Origin of the sequence: Flavobacterium beibuense, from assembly GCF_004151245.1 — a bacterium.
GTDB lineage: Bacteria > Bacteroidota > Bacteroidia > Flavobacteriales > Flavobacteriaceae > Flavobacterium > Flavobacterium beibuense_A.
Genome location: NZ_JUIW01000006.1, coordinates 213554 through 225566, shown reverse-complemented (window position 1 = coordinate 225566; position 12013 = coordinate 213554). Strand labels below are relative to the sequence as shown.

Genomic DNA, 12013 nt, shown 5'->3' with positions numbered 1-12013 from the left:
CTAACTTAGGAGTGCCAAAACCACAATTATTATATGACACAGGAAGAATTACTCGAACAAATCTACAAAAAAGACAGCAAAGCATTCACTACGCTGTATGACATGTACTCCAAAAGCCTTTACGGAGTTATTTACAACCTTATAAAGGACAAGGAAGAATCGGAAGATGTTTTACAGGAAGTTTTTGTAAAAATCTGGAAAAATATCGACTCTTATAACGAAAGTAAAGGACGTTTTTTTACATGGATTCTTAACATAGCCCGTAATACAGCTATAGACAAGTTAAGATCTAAAAGCCATAATAACAGTTTAAAAAACCTTTCTACCGACAATTTCGTACATATTCTTGACAACAATTCAACAGTTACCAACAGGATTGATGCCATAGGTATACGTGAGTTTGTTAAGAAGCTGAAACCGGTATGTGTGCGCATCATCGACCTGCTTTTCTTTAGGGGATACACCCAACAGGAAGCATCGGAAGAACTTGCCATACCACTGGGTACAGTTAAAACGCAAAACAGAAATTGTATTAGAGATTTAAGAACTATATTAGAGGTATAATGAACACAGAGTATATTGAATCAGGTATTTTAGAGTTATATATTTTCGGCCTCCTTTCGGAAGAAGAGAATCTTCAGGTAAAGGAAATGGCTGATAATAATGAGGATGTGAGAGCCGAAATACTATCTATAGAAAAGGCTATCATAGATCTTTCATACAGTGTATCGCCATATCTTTCGGCAGAGGTGTATGAAAAAATTCGCCAGCAACTTATCGAAAAACATGATGGTGTTGTGCAAATGCCACGCAGTAGTACTTCATCTTTTATCGGGTGGGCAGCGGCTGTTATCCTTTTATTCGGATTGGGCTTCCAGTACTATAAGTACAACCAGGCTACCGAAGAGGTACAGGCTGCAGCTAAACAAAGAGATAAATTTGAGCAGATGCTTGCCAGTGTAAGTGAAGAGAATACGCAAAACGAGAAAGCACTTGCCATCATCCGTGCGAAGAACAACGATGTTATTCCGCTAGAGGGACAACAGGTTGCTCCGGATGCATTTGCTAAAGTGTATTTAAACAGCGAAGACAATAAAATTTATGTCGATATAGCCGGATTACCGGAACCCCCTCAGGGTAAAGTATACCAGGTATGGGCTTTAAAGCTTACTCCGCAGCTTACCCCAACGAGCATAGGTGTACTTGACGACGAACAAAGGGCAGAAAACAAAGGTATCTATGCTGTAGACAATTTTGAAGGTGCCGAGGCTTTTGGTATTACTCTTGAGCCTGCAGGCGGTAGCCCTTCACCTACTCTTGAACAACTATATACTTTAGGTAAAGTATAATACATAAATGAAAAAGAAACTTGTTGTATTATCGGGTGCCGGTGTTAGCGCCGAAAGCGGAATAAAAACATTTCGTGATGCCGGCGGCCTTTGGGAGGGCCATGACGTGATGGAAGTGGCTTCTCCCGAGGGTTGGCGCAAAAACCCTTCGCTGGTACTCGATTTTTACAACAAACGAAGGCAACAGCTTTTTGAAGTTGTTCCTAACAAGGCACACCACATTATTGCCGAACTGGAAAACCATTTTGATGTTACCGTTATTACACAAAACGTTGACGACCTGCACGAACGTGCCGGAAGCACCAACGTTTTACACCTGCATGGCGAACTACTTAAGGCCCGCAGTGTTAATAACCTTAATGACATAATAGAATGGACTAAAGATATTAACGAAGGTGACCTGCATACCGACGGGCATCAGCTACGACCGCACATTGTATGGTTTGGTGAGGCAGTCCCTGCAATAGAACCCGCAATTACTATTGTAGATCAGGCCGATTACCTTATTGTAATAGGTACTTCGTTACAGGTATATCCAGCAGCCGGACTTATTGATTTTGCAAGACCAAATACTACTATTTATTACATAGACCCCAACCCTGCCCAAATACCTAATTTGAGAAATAAACTGGAAGTTTTTCCACTTATGGGCTCAGAAGGTATGGAAAGGGTTAAAGAGAGATTGTTGGAAATGTTTGATTAAATTACTTTCCTTTACTTCACTCTACTTGTCCATCTCAATATCCATCATAAAATGATGGCAAACAAACTCCCATACATTGTCTTTGTATCTGTAATATGATTTACGAGGATTGTTTTCATCATGATATTTAGCACTTAAAGTAGGTACAGCTTCTATTGTACCACATTTAGCCTGAACAAACTCCTGCTTATAATCTTTCCAGCCTAATACTTCAAATACAATAAAAATCCCCTCTTCAGGCATAACGATATGTTCTTGCAATATGTTTTTCTCAACCCATCTTTTTCTGTTTTCCTTTTTTATAATTTCGCTTTCATACATTTTTTCTTTTGGCATCCCTGTAACAGTATCCACAGTATAAAGCAATGCTTTAAATGGTAAATATTTTAGGTTTTTAACTCCTGAAAAATTGATAGGCCAGTATTTAAGTATTTTAATGTCCTTACCAACATTTTCATCTGCAGGAATAAAAGTAGCCGCCTGGGTATTATGTGCAAAATTGCCGAAAGGATTTAGGTGTAAATTATTATCTATAAAATTTATTACAAAACCATACTTTTTATAATGATCACAATCACTAACATTAATTACAACTTCCTTCAATCCGTTTTGAAAAGGCTCTAAAAAAAGTGTGTCTTTAATAGCTGTAAACAAAGTGTCTTTATAATTAATGTGGCTTGCATAAATCTCCTTTACCTCATTAGCTATAATAATTTTTCCTTCTGCACCTGTAGTACCTAAAAACTTTTCTTTTTCTCTAAGAATAATATCATCTATAGCTTTATTAGAAATAATATCTAAAAAGCAAATTTGTTTTTGTTGTGCATAAGCAGCACTACTAAACATTACTATAAAATATATGATTTTTCTTATAATACTCATTACTCCTCCAGATATTTTTCAATTTCTTTTGCCAGATCTTTTCTGTAACGCGGAGCGTCCGTATTTATGAACTCTCCTTTTTTATTAACAAGCATATATCTGGGAATACTGTTTAATTTCATCTTTTTATAAAAATTAGATGACGGATAATTTACAGCCAGAAAGCAGTCAGTATAAGGTAGTTTTTCATCTCTAATTGATTTTTGCCATTCCTCTAAATTTTTATCTATAGAAAGATATAAAAACTTCACTCCCTGCTTTTCATACTCCTTTTTAAGTTCTAAAGATTCAGGCAGATTTTTTATGCAAGGCGCACACCAACTTGCCCAAAAATCTATATAAATAACATGCCCTTCATTTTCTTTTAAAAGCTGATTAAGGGAAATAATCTTTTTATCGTGGCTCATAAGATATACACTATCTGATTTTTTCCTTACCTCTTCTAAATCCAGAAGATAATCTCTTTTCAAACTTTTAATGAGCTCTTTATTCTTTACGGTTTCCTGTAATTTTTCAAAGTCATTTTTAGTCGAAATACCTGTTTTAGCCATCTCTGTAAAGAACTCAGTCAAAAGGAATTCTTTACACTTAGGTGAAAAATCTTGTGAACTATAAACAGAATCAAAAGCAGCCTTCATATCATAACTAAAAGGGTCAATATCATCCAATAGTGAAATTCCATATTTATAATAAACATAGTTTTCTAAGAAATACCTATAACTTCCTAAAAACAAAAATTCGTCATACTGAACCTCTTGTTTAATTAATCCTTCAAAATCAAAAACCAATTTTTCTGTATTTATCTTATAATATTTGTTATTAGCTTTATGCGCAGCATATACTTCTTTAGATATTTCCCCCTTAACTAATAAGGAATCTAAACTCTTAACAGTATTTGAAAAATAGAGTGCCTCTTCTTTTTTATATTTTTCTTTTTCTTCCTCAGTACGCCATTTTTTGTTTATAACAAAAAACTCAACATATCCCAAAGGCTTTTTAGATTCAAAGGAAACAGAAAAATCAGTGTCGTATTTAAGAGAAACCCTGTTTTTTACTTTTACCGACGGAACTCCTTCCTTATAGGTAAAAACAACTGTATCTCCTTTTTTAAATAAATAATTTGCTGTTTCAGCCTCTTTATACAAATGGGTTAAATATAACGCAGGCTTATCCATTTTAATAGTAATAGTATCGCCAGTCAGGTGGGGAGTAAAATATCTAGCTTCATAATCATCAAAAGGACAATAGGATACTTTACCCTTTGATAAATAAAGACTTTTTAGCTTTTCGTCATTCTTTTCAAATATCAACACTACATGATTTTGATTAATTTTATTGAGTTCCTTTATTTCCTCATTTTTATTACCACAGGAAATAAATACAGATATCAATATAGTGTAAAGTAAGATGTGTTTAAAAATCATTTTTATCATGTTATTCCTCCAGATATTTTTTAATTTCTTTTGCCAGATCTTTTCCGTAACGCGGGGCATCGGCATTTACAAGCTCTCCCTTTTTATTGATTATCATATACCTCGGGATAGCCCTAACCGACTGACCTTTTAACACCTTCGATTCTTTAATAGACTTACCTAAAAAATGGGTATCGTTACTAAGACCTTCTTCCTCAATCGCCTTTTTCCATTTATCTTCTTCAATATCCATTGAGATATAGACATACACTACACCCTTACCTTCAAACTTTCTTTTAAACTTAGGTAATTTATTCAGTTCCTGTCGGCAAGGCCCGCACCAGCTTGCCCAAAAGTCAACAAGTATTACTTTGCCTTTGTTTTCGGCTACAAAAGTGTCAAAAGAATTGCTATTGGGTTTAAATGAAGTAAGGATTACAAAAAACAGGGAAAGCAAAAAAAGTCTTTTCATGGCAAGTGTGGTTTTGGTTTCTTTTATTAACTGCTATGTAGCCGTTTTAGTATTAAATAAAGGCAATTTAATTGACTTTGCGGTTTCTTTAATTGCCTGTAAAAGTTTATCTTTGCGCAAATACGTTATTTTAAACAAAAGACAATGCAAAGTTTATCTGAACTGAATGCCATTTCCCCAATAGACGGGAGATATAGAAATAAAACCGTATCATTATCAGGGTATTTTTCTGAAGAAGCACTTATTAAGTACAGGGTGCTTGTAGAGATTGAATATTTTATCGCCTTATGCGAACTTCCGTTACCACAGCTTGCGGGAGTTGACAAATCTGTTTTTGAGCCGCTGCGCGATATTTACAGAAACTTCACTTCAGAAGATGCACTTCAGATAAAAGAAATTGAAAAAACAACCAACCACGATGTAAAAGCGGTTGAGTACTTTATAAAATCGGCTTTTGATAAGCTTAAGCTTGAGCAGTACAAAGAGTTTATCCACTTTGGACTAACTTCTCAGGATATTAACAACACAGCTATTCCGCTTTCTACAAAAGAAGCGTTTGAAAACGTATACATGCCAACGCTGATAAGCGTTATCTCTAAACTTAAAGAACTAAGCATTGAATGGAAAGATGTACCTATGCTTGCCCGTACTCACGGCCAGCCGGCATCGCCTACACGCTTGGGTAAAGAGATACTTGTATTTGTTGAAAGGCTTGAAGAGCAGCTTCGACTGTTATTCAACGTACCGTTTGCAGCTAAGTTTGGTGGTGCAACAGGTAACTTTAATGCGCATTTTATCGCTTATCCGCAAAACGACTGGAGAAAATTCGGTAATGATTTTGTTGAAGGTACATTAGGGCTTAAACACTCATTCCCTACTACGCAAATTGAGCACTACGACCATTTCGCAGCCTTTTTTGATGCCTTAAAACGCATCAACAACATTATACTAGACCTTGACAGGGATATATGGACATACGTGTCTATGGATTACTTTAAGCAAAAAATTAAAGCCGGAGAGATTGGGTCTTCTGCAATGCCACATAAAGTAAACCCTATCGATTTTGAAAACTCAGAAGGTAACCTGGGTATAGCAAACGCTATTTTTGAACACCTTGCTGCAAAGCTTCCGGTTTCAAGATTACAGCGTGACCTTACAGACAGTACGGTACTAAGAAATGTAGGGGTGCCTATTGGCCACACTATTATTGCTTTTGAAGCTACACTTAAAGGGCTTAACAAGCTTCTTTTAAATGCTGACAAATTTGAGGAAGATCTTGAGAGAAACTGGGCTGTAGTGGCTGAGGCTATTCAAACCATACTACGTCGCGAAGGTTATCCAAATCCGTATGAGGCACTTAAGGATCTTACAAGGACAAACCACGTGATTAATAAGGAATCTATACATGCCTTTATAGGAACACTTAACGTTAAAGACAGCGTTAAAGAGGAGTTAATGAGAATTACTCCTTCCAATTATTTAGGTATATTACCATAACAACAAACACAATGTATGCCAAACAGGGTTCTTATTCTCTTCGCTCACCCGCTATTCGAGAAATCGAACCTTAATGACGTACTTGTAAAACACATTCCGGATAATCCTAACATCACGTTTCACGACCTGTACCAGGAATATCCGGAATTTGATGTTGATATGCAGCGTGAACAAGAGCTGCTTTTACTTCACGACATCATCATCTGGCATCATCCTATGTACTGGTACAGCTGTCCCCCACTTTTAAAACAGTGGATAGACATTGTACTGGAACACGGCTGGGCTTATGGAAAAGACGGCAAAGCCCTTGAGGGCAAACTGCTGCTACAAACTATTACAACCGGCGGCCGAAAGGAAAACTACAGCGAAACAGGCCGCGATCGTTATACCATACAACAATTACTGGAACCGTTTAACCAAACGGCTAAAGTTTGTAACCTGACCTATTTACCTCCGTTTATAGTACATGGCGCTCACTCCATGACCACGGAAGGATATGAAGAGAACGGAAAGCTTTACGGTCAGATACTGGAGTATCTGGTTAATAAACCCATAAACCCTAAAGAAATATCCGACTATCAGTATTTTAACGATTGGTTCACAACTAAACTAGGCTAAAAAACTATGGAAACCGGATTTTTCTTTGAGTCGATAATTTATCTGGCTGCAGCCGTTATATGCGTACCTATTGCCAAAAAATTTGGATTAAGTTCCATATTAGGCTACCTCTTTGCAGGTATACTAATAGGACCGTTTGTATTGGGGCTTATTGGCCAGGAAGGTGAAGACATTATGCACTTTGCCGAATTTGGTGTGGTAATGATGCTTTTCCTTATCGGACTGGAACTCGACCCTTATAAGTTTTGGAAAATGCGACGGTTTATTGTCGGCATGGGTTCATTACAGGTATTCGGCACCTGTATTATCCTTTTTGTAGCCTGTTTACTGGTGTTACGTTGGGAATGGCAGGCCACACTTGCTGTTGCACTGGCATTAACACTGTCCTCAACCGCTATTGTACTGCAAACCCTTAAAGAGAAAGGATTATCACAAACCTCAATGGGCCGTTCGGCATTTGCTGTCTTATTGTTTCAGGATATAGCCGTAATACCTATACTGGCAATATTACCATTGCTGGCTGTTGAAGGTGTTCAAAATACAGGCGTAAACGAATCGCTTATATCAAATTTACAAGGCTGGCTGCAAACCCTTATTGTATTTGGTACTATAGGGCTTATTTACCTTGCCGGACGTTTTATAATAGTCCCGCTGTTACATGTAATTGCCAACACAAGGCTACAGGAACTCTTTACAGCCTCTGCCCTTTTATTAGTACTTGCCGTTTCCTATATTATGCAGTTAGTCGGACTAAGCCCCGCACTTGGTGCATTTATGGCGGGTGTGGTATTGGCAAACAGCGAGTTCAGGCACGAGTTGGAAGGCGATATTGCCCCCTTTAAAGGATTACTTTTAGGGCTTTTCTTTATTGGCGTAGGTGCTTCCATTAACTTTAGTCTTATAATGGTAGACCCTGTGTTTATCATTGTTTTCTGTACGCTGTTTAACGTTATAAAATTCTTTGTCCTATTGGGCATTGGTAAGATATATAAAAAGAGTTCCGATCAAAACCTACTGTTCTCCTTTGCATTGAGCCAGGGAGGTGAGTTTGGTTTTGTAATACTGAGCTTTGCTACACAGCTTAACCTTATGCCTACTTACCTCGCCAGCCAGATGATGGCAGTAATAGCATTAAGTATGCTGGGTACACCCATTTTATTACTGATAAACGAAAAATGGATAGACCCTTATTTTGGGGTTAAAGAGAAACAGTCAAATAAAAATTATGATGACATTGAAAATGAAAAGAACGATGTTATCATTGCCGGATTCGGGAACTTTGGCAGTACCATAGGCCGTTTACTAAAAACAAATGGTATTGGGGCAACGGTATTGGATATGGACTCTGACAGGGTAGATTCCCTGCGTAAAATGGGCTTTAAGGTATATTATGGAGACGCCTCAAGACTCGAACTGCTTAAAGCAGCGGGTTGTGAAGATGCCAAGCTCTTTATTGCCGCGATAGACAACCCGGCAGTAAACCTTATCGTTGTAGAGATGATACGCAAGCATTTCCCTCACCTAAAGATATTGGCAAGGGCAAGAAACCGCAGCAATGCTTTTGAGCTTGTGGATATGGGTATTAATCAGTTTTATCGTGAAAACCTGTATAGTGCAGTCCATTTAGGCGTAGATGCCTTAGTGGAACTGGGCCATCGCCGTTATACTGCCACCAGACAGGGACAACGCTTCATAAAATATGACGAGCAGGCCGTATTACGACTTTCTCAAAAACGCCATGATAAAAAAGCCTTTCTTATGACTGCAAAAGAAGAGATTGAAATGCAGGAGCAACTACTTAAAAATGACCTTTATGCACAGCTTGGCGCTAATGATCATGCCTGGGAAAGTGAAGACCTGAGAAAAGAAAACCTCGAAAACTCACAAAGCAAAAAATAAAAAGAGCCTATACAATAAATACAAAAAGCAGAAGTAGTACTTCTGCTTTTTCTTTATGATTTAAGTCTTTCGACTTTCCGTCTTATCTTGAATAGTTTGGAGCCTCTTTAGTGATAGTCACATTGTGAGGATGGCTCTCAGATATACCGCTTGACGTTAAACGTACAAAACGGCTTGTTTCCTGTAGTGTAGGGATATCTTTAGCACCACAGTAACCCATACCTGCACGAAGACCTCCTACAAACTGAAGCATACTTTCAAAAAGCTCTCCTTTGTATGGTACTCGGCCAACGATTCCTTCCGGAACAAGTTTCTTAACATCATCCTCAACATCCTGGAAGTAACGATCTTTAGAACCTTCTTTCATAGCCTCAACAGATCCCATACCACGATAAGATTTAAACTTCCTTCCTTCAAATATGATTGTCTCTCCAGGAGATTCTTTAGTACCTGCTAGTAACGAACCAAGCATAACGCAGTCGGCCCCTGCAGCAAGTGCCTTAGGAATATCACCCGTATAACGGATACCACCATCTGCAATTACAGGAACACCTGTACCTTTTAATGCAGCAGCTACTTCAAGCACCGCAGAGAACTGAGGGAAACCAACACCTGCAACTACACGTGTAGTACATATTGAACCGGGACCAATACCTACTTTTACAGCATCGGCACCATTTTCTGCAAGGTATAGAGCAGCTTCAGGAGTAGCAATATTACCTACTACAACATCAAGCTGAGGGAATTTAGCTTTTACTTCTTTCAACACACTTACAACACCTCTTGTATGTCCGTGAGCCGTATCAATAATAACAGCATCAACTCCGGCATTTACAAGCGCTTCTGCCCTTTGTACAGCATCAGCAGTAACACCTAAAGCAGCAGCTACTCTCAGTCTTCCGAAAGTATCTTTGTTAGCGATAGGTTTTTGTGTAAGTTTAGTAATATCCCTAAATGTAATAAGGCCTACAAGTTTGTAGTCACCATTTACAACAGGTAATTTTTCAATTTTATGTTCCTGAAGAATACCTTCGGCAACCTCAAGGGTTGTACCCTCACCTGCCGTTACAAGGTTTTCTGAAGTCATTACTTCAACTATAGAGCGTGAACCGTCTTTTTCAAAACGAAGGTCACGATTAGTAACAATACCTTTAAGTATTCCGTTTTCATCTACTACAGGTATACCACCTATACCAAACTCACGCATTGCATTTTTAGCATCAGCAACAGTTGCATTAAGAGGAAGCGTAACAGGATCTATAATCATACCCGACTCTGCCCTTTTCACTTTTCTTACCTCTGCAGCCTGGTGCTCAATAGTCATATTTTTATGTAATACACCTATACCACCTTCACGAGCCATAGCAATAGCCATAGCGCTTTCAGTCACCGTGTCCATAGCCGCCGAAACGATAGGCACGTTTAATGTTATGTTTTTTGAGAATTTAGATTTGATACTTACTTCGCGCGGAAGTACCTCAGAATAATTTGGAACCAGCAGTACATCATCGTAAGTTAGACCTTCACCGATGATTTTAGTTGTGTGTGCTTTCATGTTGCAATTGTCGTTAAATTGCATGCAAATATAATACATTTCTATTGAATGTGCTACAGGAGTTTCAATAATATAAATTTATCATAAAATAGAGAGTATTTATAATTATATTCGTAAACATCCAACTGACATCTATACAATAATGAAAATAAAGATTACCATAATTTTACTTTTAGCAATAGTAGTAAGCGCTTTTACTATAAATAAACAGGAAAAAATCGTAAAAGTTGAAGAATTTCAAAAAGAAGCAGACACCCTTGGGCTTAAATTTGTAATGCCGGAAAATTATAAAGAAACCGTTGTAAAGAAAAACAGGGATTTATGGTACTCCTTTGCTATAAAAAATAAGAATGCCGATTTTGAGATACGCTACACCATAAGGTCACTTAAGCCGCAAATTGAAGAGTATGAAAAATGTAAACTGGACAAAAATTGTTTAATGGTAAACCCTAACAATATCTACAAAGGAACTACAATGGCAAATGTACTCAACATGACCGCAGGACAGGGAGCGGAAATAGGACCTTTTCCTGCTGAGGCGGTAAAAAGCGAATTTAATGCTGATGCAGGAGGATCTGCTTTTTTTGAGTTTAATTGCGAATTCGGAAAAGGATATAAGTATGGGCAGATGGTTTTCTTACATAAAGAAAATGTAGCCGATGTAATAATAACCTACTTGAGTAATGACGTAGACGTCCACTCAAACTTAATGATGGAGCCTTTTCATGCGCTTATTTTCAAATAAGGGTAGTATTGATTAATGATACTCAGTAAAAATTTTGGTAGCCTCGTTGTAGGCACTCTCAAAACTAAGTGAGTTTAGGTTGCTTGTAACTTTCTCTGCTGTAAAATAAGAAAGCATTTTTTCGGTAGGCATATTACCCGTTAGGTCGTCTTTTGCCATAGGGCATCCGCCAAAGCCCTGTATAGCCCCGTCAAAACGTGTACAGCCCGCCTTGTACGCAGCATCTACCTTTTCAAACCATTTATCAGGAGTAGTGTGCAAATGTGCCCCAAATTCAATTTCAGGGTATTTAGGGATAAGATTAGAGAAAAGATACTCTATTACTTCAGGAGTCGAACTGCCTATAGTATCAGACAGTGAAAGGATTTTAACTCCCATACCGGCAAGCCTTTCGGTCCACTCCCCCACTATTTCCACATTCCATGGGTCACCATAAGGATTACCAAACCCCATAGACAGGTAAGCAACCACTTCCTTATTACTTTTATCGGCAATATCCAGTATTTCCTGTAATGTAATTATGGATTCGGCAATGGTTTTATGCGTATTACGCATCTGGAAGTTTTCCGATATGGAAAACGGATAGCCTAAGTATTGTATTTCGCCGTGTACCGAAGCATTCTCTGCCCCTTTGGTATTAGCTATGATAGCTAACAGTTTACTTTTTGTAGCACTCAAATCAAGCTTTGCCAAAACCTCGGCAGTATCCTGCATTTGAGGAATGGCTTTAGGCGATACAAAACTGCCAAAATCTATAGTATCAAACCCCACCCTTAAAAGCGACTGTATATAAGCCACTTTCTTATCTGTTGGTATAAAGGCTTTGATGCCCTGCATGGCATCTCTTGGACACTCGATAATCTTAACCTGTTTCATAGAGG

General features: G+C 38.0%; 12 protein-coding genes. 7 read left to right on the top strand and 5 right to left on the bottom strand.

Annotation, left to right across the window (positions count from 1 at the left end):
• Nucleotides 1-33 precede the first annotated feature (33 nt).
• From NU09_RS10015 to NU09_RS10005, 3 genes are read left to right on the top strand one after another with little or no spacing between them, the layout of a single operon-like run.
• The gene (locus tag NU09_RS10015) at nucleotides 34-564 is read left to right on the top strand and encodes an RNA polymerase sigma factor (RefSeq protein ID WP_129751146.1); all 531 of its coding nucleotides are present in this window, start codon (nucleotides 34-36) and stop codon (nucleotides 562-564) included.
• Entirely contained in the window at nucleotides 564-1349 is a 786-nt protein-coding gene (locus tag NU09_RS10010) for an anti-sigma factor domain-containing protein (protein ID WP_242501851.1), read from the top strand. Before NU09_RS10015 ends, NU09_RS10010 begins: the two co-directional genes overlap by 1 nt.
• A gap of 7 nt (nucleotides 1350-1356) precedes the next feature.
• Nucleotides 1357-2052 (top strand): SIR2 family NAD-dependent protein deacylase, encoded by a 696-nt coding sequence (locus NU09_RS10005; protein ID WP_129751144.1) that lies wholly within the window; start codon nucleotides 1357-1359, stop codon nucleotides 2050-2052.
• Nucleotides 2053-2073: 21 nt separating this feature from the next.
• Here NU09_RS10005 and NU09_RS10000 read toward each other — a convergent pair whose 3' ends face one another.
• From NU09_RS10000 to NU09_RS09990, 3 genes are read right to left on the bottom strand one after another with little or no spacing between them, the layout of a single operon-like run.
• The gene (locus tag NU09_RS10000; RefSeq protein ID WP_129751143.1) at nucleotides 2074-2934 is read right to left on the bottom strand and encodes a hypothetical protein; all 861 of its coding nucleotides are present in this window, start codon (nucleotides 2932-2934) and stop codon (nucleotides 2074-2076) included.
• Entirely contained in the window at nucleotides 2934-4358 is a 1425-nt protein-coding gene (locus NU09_RS09995; RefSeq protein WP_165357684.1) for a TlpA family protein disulfide reductase, read from the bottom strand. Before NU09_RS09995 ends, NU09_RS10000 begins: the two co-directional genes overlap by 1 nt.
• 10 nt (nucleotides 4359-4368) lie before the next feature.
• Nucleotides 4369-4818: a TlpA family protein disulfide reductase gene (locus NU09_RS09990; RefSeq protein WP_129751141.1), complete on the bottom strand. Its 450-nt coding sequence runs from the start codon at nucleotides 4816-4818 to the stop codon at nucleotides 4369-4371.
• Between the two features lie 144 nt (nucleotides 4819-4962).
• On the opposite strand from NU09_RS09990, the gene purB reads away from it, so the two are divergent.
• Genes purB through NU09_RS09975 form a run of 3 tightly spaced genes read left to right on the top strand, consistent with a single transcriptional unit; the run spans nucleotide 4963 to nucleotide 8832 of the window.
• Nucleotides 4963-6315, top strand: coding sequence for an adenylosuccinate lyase (gene purB, locus NU09_RS09985; protein WP_129751140.1), 1353 nt, complete (start codon nucleotides 4963-4965; stop codon nucleotides 6313-6315).
• Between the two features lie 15 nt (nucleotides 6316-6330).
• On the top strand, nucleotides 6331-6933 hold the full coding sequence (locus NU09_RS09980; protein WP_129751139.1) for an NAD(P)H-dependent oxidoreductase: 603 nt from the start codon (nucleotides 6331-6333) through the stop codon (nucleotides 6931-6933).
• A 6-nt stretch (nucleotides 6934-6939) separates the two neighbouring features.
• A complete protein-coding gene (locus tag NU09_RS09975) occupies nucleotides 6940-8832 on the top strand; it encodes a monovalent cation:proton antiporter-2 (CPA2) family protein (protein ID WP_129751138.1) in 1893 nt (630 codons plus the stop codon).
• Between the two features lie 82 nt (nucleotides 8833-8914).
• Here the strand turns inward: NU09_RS09975 and guaB are convergent, their stop codons facing one another.
• Nucleotides 8915-10387: an IMP dehydrogenase gene (gene guaB / locus NU09_RS09970; protein WP_129751137.1), complete on the bottom strand. Its 1473-nt coding sequence runs from the start codon at nucleotides 10385-10387 to the stop codon at nucleotides 8915-8917.
• Between the two features lie 142 nt (nucleotides 10388-10529).
• On the opposite strand from guaB, the gene NU09_RS09965 reads away from it, so the two are divergent.
• The gene (locus NU09_RS09965) at nucleotides 10530-11132 is read left to right on the top strand and encodes a hypothetical protein (RefSeq protein ID WP_129751136.1); all 603 of its coding nucleotides are present in this window, start codon (nucleotides 10530-10532) and stop codon (nucleotides 11130-11132) included.
• A gap of 12 nt (nucleotides 11133-11144) precedes the next feature.
• On the opposite strand, the gene NU09_RS09960 is transcribed toward NU09_RS09965, so the two are convergent.
• Nucleotides 11145-12008, bottom strand: a complete 864-nt coding sequence (locus tag NU09_RS09960; protein ID WP_129751135.1) for a hydroxymethylglutaryl-CoA lyase — start codon at nucleotides 12006-12008, stop codon at nucleotides 11145-11147.
• Nucleotides 12009-12013 lie beyond the last annotated feature (5 nt).